General features: G+C 33.1%; 23 protein-coding genes, 6 pseudogenes and 2 other annotated features. Of the genes and pseudogenes, 19 read left to right on the top strand and 10 right to left on the bottom strand.

Annotated elements, in window-relative coordinates; translation table 11 throughout:
• The first annotated feature begins 8 nt into the window (after positions 1-8).
• From PWK10_RS10715 to PWK10_RS10685, 7 genes and pseudogenes are all read left to right on the top strand, one after another.
• Positions 9-1277 carry a helix-turn-helix transcriptional regulator gene (locus PWK10_RS10715; RefSeq protein ID WP_274766018.1) on the top strand — a complete coding sequence of 423 codons (1269 nt, stop codon included), beginning with the start codon at positions 9-11 and terminating at the stop codon, positions 1275-1277.
• A gap of 25 nt (positions 1278-1302) precedes the next feature.
• Positions 1303-1545 (top strand): hypothetical protein, encoded by a 243-nt coding sequence (locus tag PWK10_RS10710; protein WP_274766017.1) that lies wholly within the window; start codon positions 1303-1305, stop codon positions 1543-1545.
• A 145-nt stretch (positions 1546-1690) separates the two neighbouring features.
• On the top strand, positions 1691-1912 hold the full coding sequence (locus tag PWK10_RS10705) for a hypothetical protein (protein ID WP_274766016.1): 222 nt from the start codon (positions 1691-1693) through the stop codon (positions 1910-1912).
• Positions 1913-2038: 126 nt separating this feature from the next.
• Positions 2039-2266, top strand: coding sequence for a hypothetical protein (locus PWK10_RS10700; RefSeq protein ID WP_274766015.1), 228 nt, complete (start codon positions 2039-2041; stop codon positions 2264-2266).
• Positions 2173-2370 (top strand): 4Fe-4S binding protein, encoded by a 198-nt coding sequence (locus PWK10_RS10695; RefSeq protein WP_274768237.1) that lies wholly within the window; start codon positions 2173-2175, stop codon positions 2368-2370. The genes PWK10_RS10700 and PWK10_RS10695 overlap by 94 nt, the downstream gene beginning before the upstream one ends.
• A gap of 133 nt (positions 2371-2503) precedes the next feature.
• A pseudogene (locus PWK10_RS10690) lies at positions 2504-2919 on the top strand (aldehyde ferredoxin oxidoreductase N-terminal domain-containing protein); the annotation flags it as partial.
• Between the two features lie 90 nt (positions 2920-3009).
• Positions 3010-4110: an aldehyde ferredoxin oxidoreductase C-terminal domain-containing protein gene (locus tag PWK10_RS10685; RefSeq protein WP_446715371.1), complete on the top strand. Its 1101-nt coding sequence runs from the start codon at positions 3010-3012 to the stop codon at positions 4108-4110.
• Between the two features lie 81 nt (positions 4111-4191).
• On the opposite strand, the pseudogene glpX reads toward PWK10_RS10685, so the two are convergent.
• From glpX to PWK10_RS10655, 6 genes and pseudogenes are all read right to left on the bottom strand, one after another.
• Positions 4192-5143, bottom strand: a pseudogene (gene glpX, locus PWK10_RS10680) (class II fructose-bisphosphatase).
• A 116-nt stretch (positions 5144-5259) separates the two neighbouring features.
• Positions 5260-6073, bottom strand: a pseudogene (locus PWK10_RS10675) (ABC transporter permease).
• A pseudogene (locus PWK10_RS10670) lies at positions 6063-6832 on the bottom strand (ABC transporter ATP-binding protein). Before PWK10_RS10670 ends, PWK10_RS10675 begins: the two co-directional pseudogenes overlap by 11 nt.
• An 18-nt stretch (positions 6833-6850) precedes the next feature.
• Positions 6851-7857 (bottom strand): annotated as a pseudogene (locus tag PWK10_RS10665) (ABC transporter substrate-binding protein).
• Between the two features lie 102 nt (positions 7858-7959).
• The gene (locus PWK10_RS10660) at positions 7960-8703 is read right to left on the bottom strand and encodes a dicarboxylate/amino acid:cation symporter (protein ID WP_274766013.1); all 744 of its coding nucleotides are present in this window, start codon (positions 8701-8703) and stop codon (positions 7960-7962) included.
• Positions 8691-9245 carry a dicarboxylate/amino acid:cation symporter gene (locus PWK10_RS10655; protein ID WP_274766012.1) on the bottom strand — a complete coding sequence of 185 codons (555 nt, stop codon included), beginning with the start codon at positions 9243-9245 and terminating at the stop codon, positions 8691-8693. Before PWK10_RS10655 ends, PWK10_RS10660 begins: the two co-directional genes overlap by 13 nt.
• Before the next feature lie 77 nt (positions 9246-9322).
• Positions 9323-9564: a binding site (T-box leader), on the bottom strand.
• 217 nt (positions 9565-9781) lie between these two features.
• On the opposite strand from PWK10_RS10655, the gene PWK10_RS10650 reads away from it, so the two are divergent.
• The 6 genes and pseudogenes from PWK10_RS10650 to PWK10_RS10625 all read left to right on the top strand — a co-directional run.
• A complete protein-coding gene (locus tag PWK10_RS10650) occupies positions 9782-10825 on the top strand; it encodes an OFA family MFS transporter (protein ID WP_274766011.1) in 1044 nt (347 codons plus the stop codon).
• A 134-nt stretch (positions 10826-10959) separates the two neighbouring features.
• The gene (locus tag PWK10_RS10645; protein ID WP_274766010.1) at positions 10960-11550 is read left to right on the top strand and encodes an MFS transporter; all 591 of its coding nucleotides are present in this window, start codon (positions 10960-10962) and stop codon (positions 11548-11550) included.
• 609 nt (positions 11551-12159) lie between these two features.
• Entirely contained in the window at positions 12160-13437 is a 1278-nt protein-coding gene (locus tag PWK10_RS10640) for a hypothetical protein (protein ID WP_274766009.1), read from the top strand.
• A gap of 119 nt (positions 13438-13556) precedes the next feature.
• Positions 13557-13709: a hypothetical protein gene (locus tag PWK10_RS10635; protein WP_274766008.1), complete on the top strand. Its 153-nt coding sequence runs from the start codon at positions 13557-13559 to the stop codon at positions 13707-13709.
• 49 nt (positions 13710-13758) lie between these two features.
• Positions 13759-13965, top strand: a binding site (T-box leader).
• A 29-nt stretch (positions 13966-13994) separates the two neighbouring features.
• Positions 13995-14165: a hypothetical protein gene (locus PWK10_RS10630; RefSeq protein WP_274766007.1), complete on the top strand. Its 171-nt coding sequence runs from the start codon at positions 13995-13997 to the stop codon at positions 14163-14165.
• A 10-nt stretch (positions 14166-14175) separates the two neighbouring features.
• Positions 14176-16810 (top strand): annotated as a pseudogene (locus PWK10_RS10625) (valine--tRNA ligase); the annotation flags it as partial.
• A 34-nt stretch (positions 16811-16844) separates the two neighbouring features.
• Here PWK10_RS10625 and PWK10_RS10620 read toward each other — a convergent pair.
• On the bottom strand, positions 16845-17141 hold the full coding sequence (locus PWK10_RS10620; RefSeq protein WP_274766006.1) for a hypothetical protein: 297 nt from the start codon (positions 17139-17141) through the stop codon (positions 16845-16847).
• A 93-nt stretch (positions 17142-17234) separates the two neighbouring features.
• Between PWK10_RS10620 and PWK10_RS10615 the strand changes: the two genes are divergently transcribed.
• The 4 genes from PWK10_RS10615 to PWK10_RS10600 all read left to right on the top strand — a co-directional run bounded on the left by PWK10_RS10615 (position 17235) and on the right by PWK10_RS10600 (position 18742).
• Complete coding sequence (locus tag PWK10_RS10615; RefSeq protein ID WP_274766005.1) at positions 17235-17933, top strand: bifunctional folylpolyglutamate synthase/dihydrofolate synthase; 699 nt, start codon at positions 17235-17237, stop codon at positions 17931-17933.
• Between the two features lie 98 nt (positions 17934-18031).
• On the top strand, positions 18032-18235 hold the full coding sequence (locus PWK10_RS10610; protein WP_274766004.1) for a glutamate ligase domain-containing protein: 204 nt from the start codon (positions 18032-18034) through the stop codon (positions 18233-18235).
• 11 nt (positions 18236-18246) lie between these two features.
• Positions 18247-18408 carry a hypothetical protein gene (locus PWK10_RS10605; RefSeq protein ID WP_274766003.1) on the top strand — a complete coding sequence of 54 codons (162 nt, stop codon included), beginning with the start codon at positions 18247-18249 and terminating at the stop codon, positions 18406-18408.
• A 160-nt stretch (positions 18409-18568) separates the two neighbouring features.
• Positions 18569-18742, top strand: a complete 174-nt coding sequence (locus PWK10_RS10600; RefSeq protein ID WP_156792021.1) for a hypothetical protein — start codon at positions 18569-18571, stop codon at positions 18740-18742.
• A 17-nt stretch (positions 18743-18759) separates the two neighbouring features.
• Here the strand turns inward: PWK10_RS10600 and PWK10_RS10595 are convergent, their stop codons facing one another.
• From PWK10_RS10595 to PWK10_RS10585, 3 genes are all read right to left on the bottom strand, one after another.
• Positions 18760-18999 (bottom strand): DUF4364 family protein, encoded by a 240-nt coding sequence (locus PWK10_RS10595; protein WP_274768234.1) that lies wholly within the window; start codon positions 18997-18999, stop codon positions 18760-18762.
• A gap of 5 nt (positions 19000-19004) precedes the next feature.
• A complete protein-coding gene (locus tag PWK10_RS10590) occupies positions 19005-19280 on the bottom strand; it encodes a DUF4364 family protein (RefSeq protein ID WP_274766002.1) in 276 nt (91 codons plus the stop codon).
• A 99-nt stretch (positions 19281-19379) separates the two neighbouring features.
• A complete protein-coding gene (locus PWK10_RS10585; protein ID WP_008907833.1) occupies positions 19380-19622 on the bottom strand; it encodes an alpha/beta-type small acid-soluble spore protein in 243 nt (80 codons plus the stop codon).
• A gap of 660 nt (positions 19623-20282) precedes the next feature.
• Between PWK10_RS10585 and pdaB the strand changes: the two genes are divergently transcribed.
• Together pdaB and PWK10_RS10575 are read left to right on the top strand one after the other, a co-directional pair.
• A complete protein-coding gene (gene pdaB, locus PWK10_RS10580; RefSeq protein ID WP_342455772.1) occupies positions 20283-20888 on the top strand; it encodes a polysaccharide deacetylase family sporulation protein PdaB in 606 nt (201 codons plus the stop codon).
• Between the two features lie 48 nt (positions 20889-20936).
• A complete protein-coding gene (locus PWK10_RS10575) occupies positions 20937-21524 on the top strand; it encodes a Mur ligase family protein (RefSeq protein WP_008907835.1) in 588 nt (195 codons plus the stop codon).
• Positions 21525-21553 lie beyond the last annotated feature (29 nt).

Below are 21553 nucleotides of genomic sequence, written 5' to 3'. Positions count from 1 at the left end.
GTGGGATCATGATTACTATTGGGGAAAAAATAAGAAAAAGAAGAAAGGAATTAGGTTATACATTAAAGGAAGTTGCAGGGGATAAAGTTACAATTGCCCAATTAAGTTCAATAGAGAACAGTAAGAGCAAACCAAGTAGAAAACTACTTGAATATTTAGCAGAAAAATTAAAAGTAGATGTTGAATATTTTACACTAAATGAGGTAGAAGTAACTCATAGGGATTTTAAAAAGATAATTAAAACTGCTTATAGCTTTTTTAATGAAGCAAAATATGATGAAGCCTTAGGAGCAATAGAAGATGCCAGATTGATTTTCAATAATCTCTTGAACCATGATAGAGGAGAATATTATAAATTTATAGGGGAATGCTACTACAACAAAGGTGAATATGAAAATGCCTTTGAGAATTTCAATAAAGCGCTGATTAATTTTTCTAAAATTTCTGACTATGACAATATGGCAGACTCTAATATAAAAATAGCAAACAGTTTATATATGTCTAAAAAGTTTCAGATGGCCCTTGCTTATTATAAGAGTGCAGAAAATCTTATTCCATTTGTTAAAGATAATTCTATAATTGCAAGAATATACTATGATCTTTCATTATGTTATTATACATTAGATAGATTTAGATTTTCCAAAGAGTATCTTGATAAATGTTTAGATTTCATTAAGGAAAAGGATTTGTCTTCTAAAACTGATCTTATCCCATATATTAATATGATGGCGGGTATTATCGATCTTAAGGTTGAAAATGTAAGGGAGAGTCTTGAAAAGTTTCAGGAGGCCTTCGAAAAATATAAGCTTAATGGCGATATGGTTGGAATGGGAAGGGCTATGAACAATATAGGTATATGTTATATGGAACTTGAAGAATATGATAGGGCTCTTAACTGCTTTAAGGAAGCGATAGACTATAAAGTCATAGGCAACGATGAGGAAATGATGGATCCTTATTTAAATATGATCGAAATTTATGAGAAAAAAGGGGACAAAGAAAATATTTTAACTGTATTAAATGATGCCGAATCCAATTTAATAAAATTAAACGATATATCAACATTAATAGATGTTTATATTTTAAAAATGGAATATTATATAAAAGAAAAAGATTTTGATAAAGCTGAAATATACGGCTTTTTAGCTCTTGATAATGCAGAAAGAATAAAAAATATAGACAAATTGAATAAAATATATATTGCTTTGTCAAAACTTTATAGAATGATAGGAAATGAAAACCTGTCTATTGAATATATGTTAAAGGTAAAAAAGTAGGCCCTTGGCCTTAAGGAGGGGTAATATGGATTTTAATGGGTTTGTTGCAGCTGATTTTGATTTTTTTAAAAAGAAGGATAAATTTACAAAGGAGGAGTATGATAAATTTAGAAATGAAGTAAAGCTTCATTTTAGAAAGTTTTGCTATGAACTTCAAAAGATTTACCATAAAAATACCGATGGTGTTTTAGAACTTGATAAAGAATTTCATGGATTTTCTAAAAAAGTGAAGAAATTGCGGCATATAACCTTATTAAAGATGATATGAGAATAAAATTTTTTTAAATAGTGAAAACGTTGGAACATGTTTAGAAATAAAAGATGATAACTTAAAGGATTTTTTAACTAAATATAAGGACGTTATAAAACAATTTCTGTTTTCTAATAAACATGCTTTTATAGAGCTTCAAAATTTGGGAAAAGGCGATAAAAAAACAAGGATTTTAGCCTTAGATTATAGCGAAAAGAATTACGAAGGTTTCATTATGGAATCTAATAAATCCAAAACCCTATTGGTTGGCTTTATATACAACAAAAATGAAGCCATTAAATTAGGTAAAGATATTACAAAACACATACATGAAAATTACTATGAAATCAGCAAAATTAAGGATCTTATGTTGCAAAATAATTAGAAATGTATATAATAAAGAAATGTGGTGTTAAATATTTAACAAACCTACAGGAGGTAAAATTATGCCAAAGGTTTTAAGAGTCGTAGATAGGAGAAGGTGCATTGGTTGTTTATCATGTAGGCAGGCTTGTGCAAGATTAAGGGGAGATTATTCCCTTCAAATGCAGCATTAGATGTCAAAACTGCTGGCGGAATGTCGGGAGAGTTTATTATAACTATTTGTATGGCATGTGAAGATCCTGCATGTATGGAAGCTTGTAAATTTGGAGCTTTAACAAAAAGAAACGGGGAGGAGTTGTCTTTCATAAGGATAAATGCACGAAATGTGGTGCCTGTGCAAGGGCTTGTTCTGTAAGCGCTATTAGAATGGATAAGGAAGGGTATCCAATTATATGCACCCACTGTGGTTACTGCACAAGATATTGTCCCCATAGATGTATTGCAACGAAGGAGGTTTAACTATGTTGCATAAAGACTTTATAAGGGTTTTGTATATAGATCTTACTAATGAAGAATATAGGTTTGAAGAACGAAGGGACCTTTTAAGTATTTAGGTGGAACAGGTGTTGCGGCAAAACTTTTAGAGGAAAATATAAAACCAGAGCTTGATCCCTTAGATCCAGCCCAACCTATTATTTTTGCAAATGGCCCCTTATCCTTTGTTATGCCAGTTTGCACAAAGGTTGTTGCAACGTTTTATTCACCACATACAAGGGAATACGGGGAAAGCCATGCCGGTGGACGTCTTGCAATGGCAATGAGATTTAACAATATTGATGCAATTGTTATTACCGGTAGAGCAAAGCACCCTGAATATCTTGTTATAGATGATAAGGTTCTTTTAAAGATGCAAGGGCGATGTGGGGGCTTTCAGTTGAGGATACAGGTAAAATTTTAAGACAGCATACTTCAGGAAGCGGTATTAGAAGCTCCATGAGAATCGGACGTTCAGGAGAAAATTTGGTTTCCTATGCTGGGGTTAATGTTGATACCTATAGGCATTTTGGTAGGCTTGGACTTGGTGCAGTATTTGGATCAAAATTGTTAAAGGGTATAGTTATAATTGGGGATGAACCTGTTAAAATACCAAAGGAAAATATGAAAAAATATAGAGAAGTATATGACAGCATTTATGATACCGTAACAAAAACTGATGTTATGGAAAAATATCATGCTGTAGGAACAAGTATAAATGTCCTTCCATTAAATGAAATGAATTCACTTCCATCATTAAACTTACAAACCACAAGATACGAACATGCTGAAAATATTTCAGGTGAAAGATTTGCAAAGGAAGTATTAGTAAGAAAGGTTGCATGCTCAGGATGCCAAATAGGATGCATACATATAGGACAATTTAGAAGAGAGTTTGATGATGGTTATGAATATGAAACTGTTAATGTATCCTATGACCATGAATTGGTTTTTGCCCTTGGCAGCTTTGTTGGCCTCAAAAATCCTGAAGAGGTTTTACAGCTTATCGATGTTGTTGAAAGGGAAGGATTGGATGCAATTTCAACAGGAGTAGCTTTAGGATGGGCAACTGAAGCTTACAAGAGGGGAATAATAACAATTGATGATACATTAATGCCCTTTGAATTTGGAGTGCTACAAAACTATATGGCTGCGGTTCATTATATTGCAACTGGTAAAAATGAGTTTTACAGAGCCCTTGGAAAGGGAGTTGATTTTGCTTCTAAAAAGTATGGCGGACAGGATTTTGCATGCCATCTTGGAGGAAATGAGATGCCGGGCTATCATACGGGATATGGCAGCGTAGTTGGTTTTTCTGTAGGATCAAGACATTCACACCTTGATAATGCAGGTTATTCAATAGACCAGGCAAGAACTAAGGAAGATGATATAGTTAAAAAGATATTTGAAGAGGAATTAGAAAGAAACATATTAACCAGCCTCGTTATATGTTTATTTGCAAGAAAGGTTTATAACAGGGATACGATAATCAAGGCATTAGATGCAGTAGGGATAACATTAACAAATTCAGAACTTACGGAAATTGCAAAGGAAATTTTAAGAACAAAATATAGAATTAAAGAGAAACTTGGTTATTCGCTTGACCAAATAAAGATACCTAAGAGATTTTTTAAAACTATTACTTTAAATGGAAAGCTTGATGAGGAAAAGGCAAACAATATGGTAAAGGAATATAAAGCCATGATAGATGAGCTAATGAAGTAGCAAAATAAAAATACACTCAAGTTAACGGGGGTAAACTTGAGTGTATTTTTATTTTAACTGGTGCTGGTAAGGAGGATTATCTTAGAAAATTTTGTGGATTGTGTTGATAAATCTTACAGTTCCTGTTTTTGCCCTCATAACAACAGATTGGGTCTTTGCTGTATCATTTTGATAGAATACAACTCCCTTTAAAGGTCACCATTGGTAACTCCAGTTGCTGCAAAATAGACCTCATCGCCTTTAACTATATCATCTATATATAATATTTTGCTAACATCCTCAATTCCCATTTTTATACATCTTTCTTTTTCAGCATCATTGGTTGGATAAAGCCTTGCTTGAAAATCACCACCAAGGCATTTTAACGCAGCTGCAGCTATAACACCCTCAGGTGCACCGCCAATTCCTACCATAATGTCTACACCAGTATCTTCAAAGCCGGTTGCGATGGCTGCTGCAATATCTCCATCGGTTATAAGTTTCATTCTGGCACCGACTTTTCTAACTTCATCCATAAGATGATTATGCCTTTCTCTATCAAGCATTATAACTGTAACTTCATCTATATCTTTATTGAGAGCTTTAGCCACGTTTTTAATATTTTCACTTAAGGGAGCATCTAAACTAACAACTCCCTTTGCTCTAGGTCCTACTGCAATTTTTTCCATATACATATCTGGTGCGTGGAGTAGGTTTCCCTTTTCAGCAACAGCAACTACAGATAGTGCACCAGGTAAGCCTTTTGCTATAAGATTTGTTCCGTCCAAAGGATCTACAGCGATGTCAAGCTCAATACTTGTGTCATCGCCACAGCCTAATTTTTCGCCTATGTAGAGCATAGGAGCTTCATCCATTTCACCTTCACCTATAACAACAGTTCCCCTAACAGGCAAAGGTCAAACATCCTTCTCATACCATCGACAGCAGCACCGCCTGCTGCGTTTTTGTCACCTCTTCCAAGGTAAATAGCAGACTTTAATGCCGCAGCTTCAGTAACTCTAATAAGTCCTAAGGCTAAATCTATATCTAACATCATTACCTCCTAAAATGATATACTATTTACATTAATATTATATACTAATTAAACATATAATGTCAATTTATTTATCATAAAAAATGAACAGATTATCGTAAAGATAATCTGTTCATTTAATTCTTCCATCCTAAAAATTTGTTTTCAAGTGATGCTACAATAATATACATTATATATGCTGCGATGGATAGGATTATTATGCTGAGCATAACCATATCAAGTTGAGCAACCTGACCACCAAAAACTATTAAAAATCCTAGTCCTTCCTTGGCTACTAAAAATTCACCAACTATTACTCCAACCCAGGAGAGACCAACATTTATCTTGAGGGCGGATATTATAGTTGGAACGCTGGAGGGTAATACAACATATCTTAAAATTTGAAATTTGGTTGCGCCAAAGGTTTTTAAAAGTTTGATTTTATCCTCATCAACCTCTTTAAATCCTGCATGGACAGAAATTATAGTAACGATTAAAGAGATCATGAGGGCGATAATGATTATTGCTGGTCTTCCATTTCCTACCCAAAATATAATTATTGGACCAAGGGCTATTTTAGGCAGGGCGTTTAAAACAACAAGGTAGGGCTCTAATACTTTGCTTAAAAATCCCACCACCAGAGAATAACAGCAAAAATTGTTCCTATAAGGGTGCCAAGAACAAATCCAACGATGGTTTCATAGCAGGTTACGAATATATGTCTAAAAAGTTCACCATTTTGATAAAGTTTTATTAAGAATTTTATCATCCTTGTTGGCTGGCTTACTAAAAATGGATCGATTATCTTTAATCTTGCTGTTATTTCCCATTGTGCAAAGAATAAAACTAAAATTAGAATCTGAGTAAATATTATTAATGCCTTTCTTTTTTTACATTCTTTAGGAATATTTCATGTTCCTTCGAATATTCTATTTTATTTTCATTCAACATGAATATCCAGCTCCTTCCATATAAGGTTGAAGTAGTCCTTAAATTCAGGAGCTTCCCTAACCTTAATAGGAGATCTATCTTTTATTGAAAATTTAATTTCCAATATATCCTTAATCCTTGCAGGCCTTTTAGATAAAACTACAACTCTGTCGCTAAGGCTGACTGCTTCAGAAATATCATGGGTAACCATTATTACTGTTTTACCTTCATTTTTAATAATTCTATAAATATCGTCGGATACTGCAAGTCTTGTTTGATAGTCAAGGGCGGCAAAGGGTTCATCTAAGAGCAATATATCAGGATTTAGGGCTAAAGTTCTTATGAGGGCAGCCCTTTGTCTCATTCCTCCAGATAATTGACGGGGATAATAGTTTTTAAAGCTTGAAAGGCCATATTTTTGAAGCATATATTCTACCATTTTTAAGTTATCTCCATTGAGCCTTTTTGGATCTCAAGTCCAAGGACAATATTTTTATATATGGTTCTCCATTCAAATAGATAGTCCCTTTGAAACATATAGCCAATCTTATTTGAAGGTTTTGTTATTTCTTCATTGTCAATAAATATTTTCCCACTAGAAGGTTTAACAAGGCCTGCTATTACATTTAGAAATGTTGATTTTCCGCATCCCGATGGTCCTACAAGACATAAGAATTCGCCTTCTTTAACATCAAGATTTAAGTTTTTAATGGCCTCTGTTTCACCATCTATGGTATGATAAATGACGCTAATGTCTTTAGCCCTTAGCTTTATCACTATTATCCCCTCCTGATATTACTATTTAATGTTTTCAAGTGCCTTTTCAGCAAATTCAGTGGTAACTATTTTTTCATAGGATGGACGCATTGGAATAAGCTCTCTATTATAGCTTTGAATTATATCCATTAATCTTGATAGAGCTTCCTCTTTTAATATTGGGTCCTTTGACCATGTGTCTTGAGCCTTATATCTTTCAACAACTGTAGTAAGAAGGTCTAAATCTGAGCCTGGGAAAAAGCTTATAACAGCTTCTGCAATTTCCTTAGAAGTATGCTTTTGAATCCAAAGTTGTCCTTTATATATTGCATTGGTGAACTTTTGAATTATTTCTGGATTTTTTCTACATAAGATTTAGTTGCAAAGAAACAGGTGTATGGGATTTCACCGGATGCTTTACCTATTGATGCTACTATATAACCGCCGCCTTCCTTTTGAAGCATACTTGCTGTTGGTTCAAAAAGGGCAACATAATCCCCTGTCCCTGATTTAAAGGCCTGTGCAGTTGCGGTAAAGGCGATATTTGTTATGATGTTTACTTCTTTATGGGGAGTAAGACCATGGTTTCTGATTACATATTCTAAAGTCATCTCAGGAACTCCACCAGGTCTTCCGCCGATAATTGTTTTACCCTTTAGGTTTTCCCATTTAAAATCCTCTTCCTTTTGCCTTCCTACTAAGAAGGAACCGTCCCTTTTAGTAAGTTGTGCAAAAAGAATGGCATAGTCTTCCCTTCCTTGATTGTAAAGATATATAACTTGTTCAGGACCGCAAAAGCCTATGTCGGCATTTCCTGATAAAACCTGTTGCATTGTTTTGTCTGCACCTTGACCGGTTGAAAGTTCAATCTCCAAGCCTTCCTCTTCAAAATCCTTTGTTTATAGCAACATACATTGGTGCATAGAAGATGGATCTTACAACCTCGTTTAACCTAACCTTTGTAAGTTCCTGCGGCTTTTTTGCCCACAGGAGGCAAAGATGAGAGTAAAACTTAATAAAATTGAAAGAAGGCTGAAAAGCTTTTTCATATAAACCTCCGTAATTTATTTTTGATATTTTATAATATGAATAGAGTAGTTACTTTGACACAATAAAAAACCACCAAGGAAAAGTCTTGGTGGTTTTAAAACTTAACTATTTAATATATTTAAATCGATTTCCTTTTCGCTTGAAGCTACAACTAAGGCAGAAACCGATGCACCCGTAACGTTTGTCATAGTTCTTGCCATATCTACTATGACGTCAACTCCAAGGAGCATTGCAAGGCCTTCAATAGGTAAACCTAATGAGGCTAATACTACTGTTGCTGCTAAAGATGCCGTCCCAGGAACGCCCGCAATTCCTATCGATGATAATGTTGTAGTTGCAATTAAGATTAAATAATGATTGATAGATAAGTCTTTATTAAACATATTCGCAACGAATATCGCAACTAAAGCAGGATAAATTCCTCCACAAGCGTTCATCCCCGCAGTAGCTCCTATTGGCGCTACAAAATTAGCGATCTTTTCGGAGATTCCTACACCTTCTGTTAAAGACTTTATTGTTACTGGTAAAGTTCCAAAGCTGCTTTGTGTTGAGAAGGCAACAACTTGGGCAGGATATATCTTTTTAAAGAACTTTAATGGATTTACTTTAGCAACAAAGGCTACAATTCCTGTATGGACAATTGCTATTTGCAGTAGGCAGGCTACATATACTGCTATAATAAATCTTATCAGAGGAAGAAGAGTAGCAATGCCGTATTGGGTAGAAATAGAAGCAATTAATCCATAAACTCCATAAGGTGTTAGTGAGATAACTATTTTAGTTAATCTTGAAATCACACGATTAAGTTGTATAAAGAATTCACGGACAATTTTTATTGAATCCATATTTTTTCGCCTTCAATTGCTAGAGAAATTGCAATTAAAATTGAAAAAATTATTACAGGAATAATCTTTCCATTTGCCATCTCATTTACTGGATTTTTAGGAATCATATCTAGGAAAACTTGCGTAAATTTAGGTATTTCCCTTGCCTTAAATTCTGGAACATTGATAAAATTATACCCTGCTCCAACATTTAGGATATTTCCAACTAAAAGGCCTATGAAGGTTGCAATTGCTGTGGTTAACATTAAAATTGAGATAGCTTTAATAGCTATTCTTTTTAAATCATCTGTATTTGAAAATTTATTAATGCTTGTAATAATTGATGTAATGATAAGTGGTAAAACCAGCATTTTAATTAAGCTTATATATGTTTGTCCTATTAAACTAAATACGTTTTCTTCATTTTTTAGAACTATTCCCGAAATTAATCCTAATGTCAATGCTATTAATGATATAAGAGAAAAGGATACTTTTTTGTTTTTTATAAATTTGATTATGCTAAAGGAAATTGTTGTTAATATCAAAGCAAATACAGTTGACATATTTATTAATACCTCCTTAAAGTTTTTTATTTTTAACTGCGCGCAGTTTTTAACAATAAAAAACCTTCTGCCTCTTAATCAGAGGCAGAAGGTTATCTTCCGCGGTTCCACTCTGCTTAGGGACAAAAAGCCCCTATCTCGTTTTCAGGTGCTAACACACCATATCTCTATAACGGGAGAACCCGTCACGGCCTACTATAAACTTCGACCTAACACTCATAGGGGCACTTCAGTTATACTACATCATAGGATTCTCTCAGCCAAGGAATCCCTCTCTGTATGACTTGTATAACCTACTTTCCCTAATCATCGTGTTTAAATCATACTATTTTACTCGATTTTGTTTTAATTATAAATGGTAAACATCCATAAATCAATGAATATTGATGTTTTGAATAAATAGACCAACATCTATAGAAATAATAAATATGTTTGTCTAGTTAGATATTTAACAAAAAGGTCTTTATTTTCCTATCTTGTTTATTATGGTAAAATAATAAAAGCAAAATATAATGGTTAAAAATAGGAGGGTTGATATGAAGGTATTCAGATGGGTGTATGTAATTTTAGGTATATTAATTTTTTTATGTCTAGGGACTGTATATTCATGGAGTATATTTAGAAAACCCTTAGAGGAGGCTTTAAAACTATCATCAACACAAAGCGGATTACCTTTCATGGTGTTTCTTGCCTTTTATGCTCTTTTAATGCCCTTTGGTGGCAAATTAATCGATAGATATCATCCTAGGAATGTTCTTATTTTCGGAGGAGTTTTAGTTGGCTTAGGTTGGATACTTTCCTCGTGGGCAAAGAATATTTGGTTTTTGGTTTTTACTTATGGTATTATTGCAGGAAGTGGTGTCGGAATAGCTTATGGTGTCCCAATTAGTGTTGTTTCGCGATGGTTTTATGACAAAAAGGGGCTTGCATTAGGAGTGTTGCTTTCAGGTTTTGGGCTTTCACCATTTATAACTGCTCCCATCGCTAAAAGACTTATAGACATGAATGGAGTATTTACAACGTTTAAAATATTAGGTGTTGCCTTTTTAATTATTGTTATATTATTGGCATTGCCCTTTAAATTTCCAGATGAATTAAAAGTTGAAAAAACTGAAGACGGTATATCAATAACTCCAATGGAGATGTTAAAAACTTCAAAATTTTATGCGCTGTGGTTTTGTTTTATGGTGGCAACACTAGTAGGTCTTATGATTATTGGAATAACAGGGCCGGTTGGAGAAGACATTATAAAAATTGATAGTAAAAAAATCGCCATCTTTATTTCAGTTTTTTCTGCATTTAATGGGATTGGAAGGCCCTCCTTTGGATGGCTAACTGATTTGTTAAGTCCCATTAGGGTTATTTCATTATCTTATGTTTTGATAATTTTGTCGGCTATTTTATTTATAACATTTAAAGAAGGTTCTGTTGTGCTATTTATTGTATCATTTGCTTTGTTTTGGATGAACTTTGGAGGATGGCTTGCTATAGCACCAGCATTAACATCAAAATTTTTGGAAGCAGGTTCTATAGCCAAAATTATGGTATTGTTTTTACGGCTTATGGTTTTGGTGCTATAATAGGAAACTTATTGTCAGGAATGCTGAAGGATTTTTAGGAAGTTACAAATATGTAGCTTATCCTATAATTGGATTTGTAATCATCGCTTTAATAGTTGCTAATGTTTATTTAAAAGGGAGGACTAAGTGGATAAATGAAAAAATATATCGTTACAACTATTTATATATTTATATTCATGACTTTTATTGGTTTTTCTGAAAATATGAGGGGGCTTTTTATTCCGATATTTAAGGAAGAATTTAGGATAAACAATAGCATGATTGGAGTAATGCTAACGGTTTCATCATTAGCATATATAATTTATCAATACATAGGAGGAATATTAATACAAAGGCACGGTCATAAAAGGATTTATTTATCGAGTTTGATTCTAATAATACTTTCATTTTTGATGATATGGAAATCGGGGAGTTTTTATATATTACTTTTGGCCATGTTTATATTTAATGTTGGGGTATCCCTATTTTCTATATCTACCAATTCACTTATACCGGTTTTGTTTATAGGCTATCAGGCAATTCTAATGAATCTAACTCACTTTTGCTATGGGCTTGGAACTTCAGCAGGGCAAAGAACTGTTGGAATACTACTAAAAAGAGGGCTAAATTGGAGGGAAGCTTATCTTGGTAGTGCGCTAGTGTTTTTTATTCTTTTACTTATTTTCTTTTTATTAAATTTCCACAGGTTGATGTTGATAAAGCAGATAAAGGGGTTAAATTTTTAGATGCAATAAAGGACAAAAGGATTCTTTTATTTGTTGCAGCATTAGGCCTTTATGTTTTTTCTGAGCTTTCGGTTGCCAATTGGTTCGCTAATTTTATGATAACCGGATATTCCCTTGATGGTTTAACTGCCTCCTACTATCTTTCTTTATTCTTCTTTATATTTACGATTGGAAGATTTTTAGGGGATTTGTAGTAGAAAAGATAGGCCATTTTAATGCATTATTTTTATATTTTTCAATAGCTATCCTTTTATTTACCGTGGGACTTGTTTTAGGGGAAAAATATTTAATTTTGATTTCAGCTTCCGGCTTCTTTTTTCAATAGGTTTTCCAACCATAGTTCTCCTTGTTAGCAATACCTTTCAAAAAATAGAACATATATATTAGGATTGGTTATTGCCCTTACATCGACGGTAAATATGATATTAAATTTTCTTGTGGGTTTTTGAATGACACCATTGGAGTTTATTATACATTCTTTTTGATTCCTATTGCTCTTTTAGTTTCTTTGACGATACTGATTTATATAAAATTAAAAGTTTGGGAAAATAGTTGAATATATAGATAAATGTGGTAATATTGAATTAGAGATGTTTTGGGGTGATGGGGATGAAGAAAAAATTATTACTGGGGTATTTAATTATTGCTGTTTTAGCTATTTTTATGCATTATAAAACTATTTATGACGAGATTATAAAACCGCCCTCTGATAAATGGTCTAAGGAAGTAGAAATTTCTAAGGCAAAGTCAAAGAGCTATCCTAAAGTTTTAAAAATGGGAGAAAATTATTTAATTGCCTTTGATGATGGGCAAAATATAAATCTTGTTACTATAGATAAATTAGGTAATAAGATCAAAGAAAAAAGCATAGATGCAATGGATGAAATGGTAAGAAGTTTAAGCCTTATTACCGATGGAAAAAATATTTACTTAAGCTGGATAATTTCTAACTCAGGAGTTAAAAGTTTAATTCAGGCTAAGCTCGATGGCAATCTTAATGTTTTAAATACCAATCAATATTTTAATGTTTACGATAGTGCTCAAATTGGCGATAATGCTATTGCTATATCAACTATTGATAGAATTGAAATTTTAGATGTAAAAAATAATAAAAAATATACTATCAATGAAAACAGAGCAACTCATCTTGCTGGAGCGGAAGCAAACGGAAAAATTATGATTTCATATCTTATAGGTGAAAATGAATTCAAATATGCAACGATTGATGATGGAGAAGTAAAAGCCGAGTATATAGGAACTGTTGGTAAGGGCGTTTTTGATAGTTTTGGAGATGTAGCTTTATCCTTTGACAAAAATTATGGATATTTGCTTGTTGAGAACAAGGTTAAAGGACAATTTGGCAATATAATTGCTATAGTATTTAATTTAGATGGAAGCAATTATAATATATCAAAATTGAAAGTAGGATATATAAGATATCTTTATAACCCACAAACTGTATCGGCAGGTGAAGGGGCTGTTTTTGTAGCAGGGTCTGAAAGAAAGGTTGGGAAAAAGGATGAGCAGTATGACATAGTTGAATTTTTAATGGATGGAGAGGAGATTAAGGAATATAATTATATTTCAAAGACGTCAAAACCATCCATGATGCCCTATTATTATGATAATTATGTAGCCTTTGCAGATTATTTAGGTGATGGAGTATATAAGATAAATTTAACATCTAGCACAGATGAATTTAAAGGGATACACAACAGAGTAAGGCCAATAGAAAGGTTAGAAGCTTTTTATAAAACCGTTATAACAATTATAAATAGCCTTCTTTATATCTTTATATACGGAATTTCGTGGATATTTGTTGGTTTATTGTTGGTTTCCATTTTTATGTTTTTCCAATATTCTTTAAAGGATTCAAAAAACTTTTAACCTTTATCCTTATTTATTTAATAACTTTCATTGCTAAAATATATACCGTATATAGGATATCCTATATAACATTTGGAAATTTATTACCATCATATATGGCAAATATTCTAATAGGCATTTTGATTAATATAATAATAAGCCTACTTACATTGAAACATGGTTACGATGATTATAAAAACAATATTTTTGAATCTCCATTTATGCCATTTTCAAAGGCATTAGTTATCGATACATTCTTAACGCAACTTATTTTTGTTCCATTTATAATTTAGATTGACAAAAAGAGAATATTAAATATAAAATAAAATAAAAAATAAAAATTTAAAGGCTGTGAAAAAGAGGAGTAGGCAGTCAAAACTTACAGAGAGGAAGGTCCAAAGGTTGAGAGGCCTTCTAAGTCCCTTGCTGCTGAAGGTAGCTTTGGAGCCTTCCACCTGAAATAAAGTAGGGTGGAACGGGAGGCCGTTATCTAAATGAGTGCCAGGTTTTCTGGAATAAAGGTGAGTACCGCGGTCCCTCGCCCTTTTTGGGTGAGGGATTTTTTATTGGGGGTGTCTATGAAAATGGCAATTTTTTTAATGATCATTGGGGCAATTTTAGTTTATGGGGCAAACTTTATAGTTAGCATTTTCAGAGTCAGAAATGATTATAAAAATATTTTGCTTATTAAAACAGTAGGTTTAACCATCGCTGTTATAGGCATTTTAAAAATATTCGAGATAATATAGGAGGGATATTATGGAGGATAGGAATTTAGCAAAAACCTATAACCCTAAGGATTTTGAAGAAAGATTATATAACGAATGGCTTCATAAGGGATATTTTACCCCAAAGATTGACAAGTCAAAGGAGCCCTTTACAATAATGATTCCGCCACCAAACATAACAGGACAGCTTCACATGGGCCATGCCCTTGACAACACTTTGCAGGATGTCCTAATTAGATGGAAAAGAATGCAAGGGTATACAACCCTTTGGCTTCCTGGTGAAGATCATGCAAGCATTGCAACAGAAGTTAAGGTTGAAGCAGAACTTGAAAAGCAGGGACTTTATAAAAAGCAAATTGGAAGGGAAAAATTCCTTGAAAAGGTTTGGGAGTGGACACATAAATATAGGGCAAGAATTAGAGAACAGCTTATGAAAATGGGCGCCTCCTGCGACTGGACTAGAGAAAGATTTACGATGGATGAAGGATTAAATAGAGCTGTAAGGGAAGTTTTCGTAAGACTTTATGAAAAGGGACTTATTTATCAAGGAAATAGAATAATAAACTGGTGTCCTAAATGTATGACTGCCCTTTCAGATGCTGAAATTGAATACGAAGAAAAGGAAGGAAGGCTTTATCATATAAAATATCCTGTTAAGGATTCTGATGAGTATGTTATTGTTGCAACAACAAGGCCGGAAACGATGCTTGGCGACGTTGCGGTTGCAGTTAATCCAAATGATGAAAGATACAAACATCTTATAGGAAAAAATTTGATACTGCCTTTAGTTAATAGGGAAATTCCTGTAATTGCAGATGAATATGTTGACATGGAATTTGGAACAGGATGCGTAAAGATAACTCCTGCCCATGATCCAAACGACTTTGAGGTAGGGCAAAGACATAACCTTCCTCAAATAGTTGTTATGAATGAAGATGGAAGGATGAATAGCCTTGCAGGAAAATATGAAGGGCTTGAAAGATATGAGGCTAGAAAACAAGTTCTTAAGGATCTGGAGGAAAAGGGATTACTTCTTAAAGTAGAAGAACATAACCACAACGTTGGAACCCATGATAGATGTAAAACTGTTGTTGAGCCACTTTTATCGAAGCAATGGTTTGTAAAAATGAAGCCTTTAGCAGAACCTGCAATAAAGGCTGTTAAAGAAGGAAAGGTTCAATTTATTCCAGAAAGATTTGCAAAGGTTTATTTTAATTGGATGGAAAATATTCAAGATTGGTGTATATCAAGACAGCTCTGGTGGGGACATAGAATTCCTGTATGGTATTGTGATGATTGTGGAAGGCTTACTGTTCAGGTTGAGGATGCAACAAAGTGTGCCCACTGCGGTTCAACTAACATCCATCAGGATGAGGATGTATTAGATACATGGTTTAGTTCAGCCCTTTGGCCCTTCTCAACTTTAGGATGGCCGGAAAAAACAGAAGATCTTGAATATTTCTATCCAACCAGCGTTTTAGTGACTGGATATGACATAATATTCTTCTGGGTTGCAAGGATGATATTCTCAGGAATAGAACATATGGGGGAAGTTCCGTTTAAATATGTTTTAATTCATGGAATAGTTAGGGATTCACAAGGAAGAAAGATGTCAAAGTCCTTAGGAAACGGAATTGATCCTCTTGAAATAATAGATCAATACGGTGCAGATGCCTTAAGGTTTACTTTAGTTACAGGAAATTCACCTGGAAATGATATGAGATTTTACATGGAAAGGGTAGAGGCTGCAAGAAACTTCGCAAATAAAATCTGGAATGCAGCAAGATTTGCCCTTATGAACTTGGATGATGAAGTATTAAAGTCATTTGATGAAACTTACTTAAATACAGCAGACAAATGGATACTTAGCAGATTAAATAAGGTTGTAGGAGAGGTTACAGAAAATCTTAATAAATTTGAACTTGGAATTGCCCTTCAAAAGATATATGATTTTATATGGTCTGAGGTTTGTGACTGGTATATTGAGCTTATAAAACCAAGGCTCTATGGTGAAGATGTTAAAGATAAGGCCTCAGCCCAAAGGGTATTAAAGGAAGTGTTAGTAGACAGCTTAAAACTTTTACATCCCTTCATGCCGTTTATAACTGAGGAAATATATAAACATCTTACAGATGAGATGCCTTCCATAACTATTGCAAGATGGCCTGAATATAGAGAAGATAGAGTATTCGAAAAGAAGAAGTAAATATGAACCATGTTATAGATGCAATAAGGGCAGTGAGAAACATAAGAACTGAAATGAATGTTCCAAATTCAAGAAGGGCAAAGGTTATGATTTTACCTGCAAGTATAGATATAAAAGGTGCCTTTGAGGAAGGAAGAATATATTTTGAAAAGCTAGCCTATGCTTCAGAAGTAATTTTCCCTGATAAGGAAGAAATTCCAAAGGATGCTGTTTCAAAGGTTATTCCAGGGGAGAAATATTCTTACCTCTTGAAGACCTTATAGACAGGGAAAAGGAAATTGAAAGGCTTTCAAAGGAAAAGGAAAAATTAGAAAAGGAAGTAGAAAGGGTAAACAATAAGCTTTCAAATCCAGGATTTATTAACAAGGCGCCACAAAAGGTTGTTGATGAGGAAAAGGCAAAGAAGGAAATGTATGAGGATATGTTAAGAAAAGTTATAGAAAGATTAGAGGCTTTAAAAATTAAAATAAGGCACCTTAACGGTGCCTTATGCTTCAGCAATCCTTATGATGATGATCTTCTTTATCATCTAAGAAGTTTTTAACAACCTTTTGACAATCTGTAATTACCTCACAAATACAATCGATGTCGATAAATTTAATTGGGCAGTAGCACTTTTTGTCTGGGAATTCAGCTATTAAAACGTTATCACATACAGCAAGAACTTTTACCCATTCTTCGCAGCAGCCCTTTAAAACAATTAGAACCTTTTCACCCTTAAGGGCTTCAAGAATAGATTTGATTGAACACCATGGATGTGGATGTTGTGGATAGAATGGTCCTCCTGACATTATTTTCCCTCCTTCTTAAAATTTATCCTAATATAAATTATGACAGTTAACGACAATGTGTGACAAAATATGCAAATTTTTGGGGAGATAAACATGAACTACAAAGAGGCTTTAAACTACATTGAAGGCATAGGAAAATTCGGGATGAACTTAGGCCTTGATAGGATTAAAAGGATATGCAGTCTCATGGATAATCCAGAGGATAAATTAAAAGTTATTCATATTGCAGGAACTAATGGAAAGGGATCGACGACCACATTTATATCCTCTATTTTAAAGGAACAAGGTTATAGGGTAGGGATATACACATCACCTTATATAGAAAGGTTTACCGAAAGGATAAAGATAAACGATGAGGAAATAAAGGAGGAGGAAGTGGCTGAATATTTAGATTACTTGATCCCTTTAATTGAAAGGGTAGAAAAGGAAGGCTTTGGAAAGCCTACTGAGTTTGAAATAATTACGGCAATGGCCTTTAAATATTTTTATGATAAAAATGTCGATTATGTTGTTTTAGAGGTTGGACTTGGAGGAAGGTTTGATGCAACTAATGTTGTTAATCCTATTCTTACAGTTATAACAACAATAAGCTACGATCACATGAATGTTCTTGGAAATACATTGTCACAAATTGCATACGAGAAGGCAGGAATAATAAAAGAAGGGGTGCCGTTAGTTCTTTATCCTCAAGAAAAGGAAGCCTATGAGGTTATAAAGAAGGTTGCAAAGGAAAAGGACGCAAAAATATATCATGTTGAGGAACTAAAATATAATCTTAAAAAAATACTATAGATGGAATAATATTTGACGTTGAAGGTTACAAAAATTATAAGGATATAAAAATAAATCTTTTAGGATTACATCAAATAAACAACGCCTTAACAAGCATTATGGCTGTTGAGGTTTTAAGGGAGCTTGGGGTTGAAGTTAGTAATGATGCTCTATATAAAGGCCTAAAGGAAGCAAAATGGCCGGGAAGATTTGAAATTTTAAAGAAAAATCCATATATAGTTTTAGATGGTGGACATAATATTCAGGGTATTAATGCATTGGTAGATTCTATGAAACATTATTTTAATAACAAAAAACATTAATAGTAACAGGAATGCTAAGGGATAAGGATTATGAAAATATGCTTGAGAAGCTCTTTGAGATAAGCAGTGATTTTGTAACGGTTACGCCGAATAGTCCAAGGGCTCTATCAGAGGAAGAATTAAAAAATATAATTATTGCTAAATGGAAAAGGGCTGAGGCTAAAAAAATATAGCTGATGCGGTAAATTTGGCTATAGAACGTTCTAGAGAATTCGATGTAATTTTATTTTGCGGATCCCTTTATATGATTGGCGAAGCAAGAACCATACTAAAATCATTATTATAGGTTTAATATCATATATTTATATATAGCGATTTTTTGAGGTTAACGTTTTGAGTGAACTGGAGAAAATTGAAATGGCGTATAAATTATATTATCTTGCTAATAAGCTTCAGGATAAAGTTCCCAAACCCATCCTCGAGTTTTCAAAGAAGATTTGCAATGAATATGTCAAGATGGCTAAGGAAAATGGGATTAAAAGTGATTTAAGGAATATATTAAAATAAATCCGGGTTTCCCCGGATTATTCTTTTAAAAGATCTATTATTTTTTCATATAAAGTAACATAATTTCTTTCCCAATTTTCGCATATGGATGTTGCCTTTTCTAATGAGGATGTCCTTAGCCTAAGGTCAAATATTATTTTCTCATTTTCAAGAAGTTTGATATCCACAAAGTATTCATTCCCAATAGCTTCATATCTTGAAATGGTAGTGTATTTGTTTTCAGGTTCTATATTTTGATCCTTTAAATAATCATCTATTACTTTCAGCTTTTTTCAGGGATTCTGTCTATAAAAAATTCTAAAGTTCTTTTTCCCTTTAATGAAATTCTTAATAATTGCTTGTTTATTTCTTTATTTATTTCTATAAATCCGCTTTCAATAAGTTCTGATATGTATTGCTGCAATGAAAAATAGTTTATTAAATTGTTTTCAAGAACTATTTGTGTAAGGGAAGAGTTTGTGATTGGGGTATCGATTTTATTTAGGATATATAATATAAGCAATTTATTTTCAGCAAGTTCAGTCGTATCTCTATACATTATATCCCTCCAAAAAATAATTAGGGCATTACATTTTATATTATAACAGCATTTAATATAAATTTTCAATAAAAATGCTCCCTTTCGGGAGCTTTAAGATCATATTTTATCCGGCATTTTTCCGTTTAATATTTCCTTTTCAGCCATTGCAATTAATCTTTTAACTATGGTTCCTCCGACTCTACCACAATCTCTAGATGAAATGTTGCCCCAATAATCTTCAGAACCTTGATATACAGGTATTCCAAGTTCTGATGCGATTTCATACTTCATATTATCAAGAGCCTTGTGAACCTCAGGAACCAGTTGGCTTCTTCCATGATATTCTTGTCCTGCTGCCATTTTATAACCTCCTTTTTAGAATATGTAATATTGTTTCCTTATGGGGGTGATGAATAAGAATGTATCTTATTAATAATTTGTGTAATTTTGGGTCGAATATACAAGAAATTTCTGGTTATTAGTTAAAAAAGTGCGGCCTTTGCCGCACTTTAGGTCAATTTATCCTTTATAGGGATTTTGTAGTTTTTCTAGTCCCATGCTTGTGAGCACTTTTTAATTGGAGCTTTTTGGGATTTGGCTTCTCTATGATAGTGCCTATCCTGACCTAGGAGGTTTTCAGATGCAAATTCAGTTTGGTGACCAAACAGATTTGTAAATCTAGCTCTTCGCATGGTCATACAAAACCCCTCCTTTTAATTGACCTATAATTAGTTTTTACAAAAAAAGATAATTATTATATTTCTGGTGCAGGCATATTTTTATGCCTGCATATAATATTTTTGTGTAAAAATAATAAATATTTATTGTAATAAAATTTTGGAGGGAATCGGGTGAAGGTTGTAGTTATTTCAAAAAATCATTAGCAAAATCAATGATAGTTATGTTTATTTTTTTATTTTCCATTCTTTATGCTGCAACAGGGAGGTATGAACTTTTAAATGTGTTTTTGAATACTCAAAGGGAACTCCCAATTTACTGTGTGGAAACTGATGAAAAAAGATTGCAATAACCTTTGATGCAGCTTGGGGAAATGAATATACAGATGAAATATTAGATATATTAGAAAAAAATGGAGTAAGGGCTACATTTTTCTTAGTAGGAAGTTGGGTGGATAAATATCCTGAGACGGTTAAAAAGATTTTTGAAAAGGGACATGAAATAGGGAATCATTCAACTACTCATCCTCATTTTTCTCAGATAACCCCGGATAAAATGAAGGAGGAGATATTTAAAACCAGCGACAAAATAAAGAGGATTACAGGGAAAGGGACTAATCTTTTTAGACCTCCCTTTGGAGATTATAATAGCCTGGTGGTAAAAACGGTAAAGGAAACAGGCCATTTCTGCATACAATGGGATGTGGATTCAATCGACTGGAAGGATCCAGGTGAAGATGTTATATATAGTAGGGTTGTTAGTAGGGTTACAAATGGCTCTATAATACTTTTCCATAATTACGCCAAGCAAACTCCTAAGGTTTTAGACGGAATTTTAAAGGAGCTAAAAAGAAAAGGATATGAATTTGTAACTGTATCGGAGCTTATTTATAAGGAAAATTATTATATTGATCATACAGGGAGGCAGAAACCCATTAAGAATAACTAACGAAGAATTAGACAAAATAAATAACAGAAGATAAAACGGGGTGATGCAATGCTAGTTATTGGAATATTAGGAAGCAGAGGCAAGTCTAAAGTTTTAGAAATTATTTATGAGGAACTTAAAGAACATGGCAAAGAAGTTGTATGCATAGGAACCCACGACAATTCTAATGAGGCTTTTGAAAAAATATTATTTAAAGAAGTTGAATATGTTCTTATTGCCATATCAAGGGAGGATTTAATAGAAGATAGGATATCCAAAATAAAATTTGATGTGATTATTAATCTTGGCTTTGATGCAATGGAAGATTTAAATGATAAGATAGCAGAGGTTGTGGAAAATATAAAGGAAGAAGGTTATTATATATTCAATTCAGATTTTAATTTTCCTATAAATCTTAATCATTCAAATATCTATGTCATATCCTATGGTCTTAACGATAAATCAACAGTTACAGCAACAAGTATAGATGATCTAACTTGCCTTTGCTTTAGCTTTTGCCTGCAAAGGGCTATTGTAAATATCAATGGAGACCTTATTCAACCCTTTGAAAAGCCTTATGAAGTTATAGGCAAATACCATGATGTTTATTATTATCTTGCTGCTTTAACTTGTTTGATGATTTTTGGAATTATTTAGTAATAATGTTTTTGGAATTTGAATATTTA

It is taken from the genome of Caloramator sp. Dgby_cultured_2, assembly GCF_028872215.1.
Lineage (GTDB): Bacteria > Bacillota > Clostridia > Clostridiales > Caloramatoraceae > Caloramator > Caloramator australicus.
The sequence above is the reverse complement of the archived record's forward strand: the minus strand, read 5'-3'. Positions and strand labels throughout refer to the sequence as shown.

Excerpts from the sequence above, each read along its gene's own strand:
- PWK10_RS10610 (WP_274766004.1), top strand. The coding sequence starts at position 18,032 with ATGGCTGTTGAGGTTTTAAGGGAGCTTGGGGTTGAAGTTAGTAATGAT.
- PWK10_RS10640 (WP_274766009.1), top strand. The coding sequence starts at position 12,160 with ATGAAGAAAAAATTATTACTGGGGTATTTAATTATTGCTGTTTTAGCT.
- PWK10_RS10590 (WP_274766002.1), bottom strand. The coding sequence starts at position 19,280 with ATGTATAGAGATACGACTGAACTTGCTGAAAATAAATTGCTTATATTA.
- PWK10_RS10575 (WP_008907835.1), top strand. The coding sequence starts at position 20,937 with ATGCTAGTTATTGGAATATTAGGAAGCAGAGGCAAGTCTAAAGTTTTA.
- PWK10_RS10650 (WP_274766011.1), top strand. The coding sequence starts at position 9,782 with ATGAAGGTATTCAGATGGGTGTATGTAATTTTAGGTATATTAATTTTT.
- PWK10_RS10710 (WP_274766017.1), top strand. The coding sequence starts at position 1,303 with ATGGATTTTAATGGGTTTGTTGCAGCTGATTTTGATTTTTTTAAAAAG.
- PWK10_RS10630 (WP_274766007.1), top strand. The coding sequence starts at position 13,995 with ATGAAAATGGCAATTTTTTTAATGATCATTGGGGCAATTTTAGTTTAT.
- PWK10_RS10605 (WP_274766003.1), top strand. The coding sequence starts at position 18,247 with ATGCTAAGGGATAAGGATTATGAAAATATGCTTGAGAAGCTCTTTGAG.
- PWK10_RS10655 (WP_274766012.1), bottom strand. The coding sequence starts at position 9,245 with ATGTCAACTGTATTTGCTTTGATATTAACAACAATTTCCTTTAGCATA.
- PWK10_RS10660 (WP_274766013.1), bottom strand. The coding sequence starts at position 8,703 with ATGGATTCAATAAAAATTGTCCGTGAATTCTTTATACAACTTAATCGT.
- PWK10_RS10620 (WP_274766006.1), bottom strand. The coding sequence starts at position 17,141 with ATGTCAGGAGGACCATTCTATCCACAACATCCACATCCATGGTGTTCA.
- PWK10_RS10585 (WP_008907833.1), bottom strand. The coding sequence starts at position 19,622 with ATGGCAGCAGGACAAGAATATCATGGAAGAAGCCAACTGGTTCCTGAG.
- PWK10_RS10645 (WP_274766010.1), top strand. The coding sequence starts at position 10,960 with ATGAAAAAATATATCGTTACAACTATTTATATATTTATATTCATGACT.
- PWK10_RS10685 (WP_446715371.1), top strand. The coding sequence starts at position 3,010 with ATGAAAAAATATAGAGAAGTATATGACAGCATTTATGATACCGTAACA.
- PWK10_RS10615 (WP_274766005.1), top strand. The coding sequence starts at position 17,235 with ATGAACTACAAAGAGGCTTTAAACTACATTGAAGGCATAGGAAAATTC.
- PWK10_RS10715 (WP_274766018.1), top strand. The coding sequence starts at position 9 with ATGATTACTATTGGGGAAAAAATAAGAAAAAGAAGAAAGGAATTAGGT.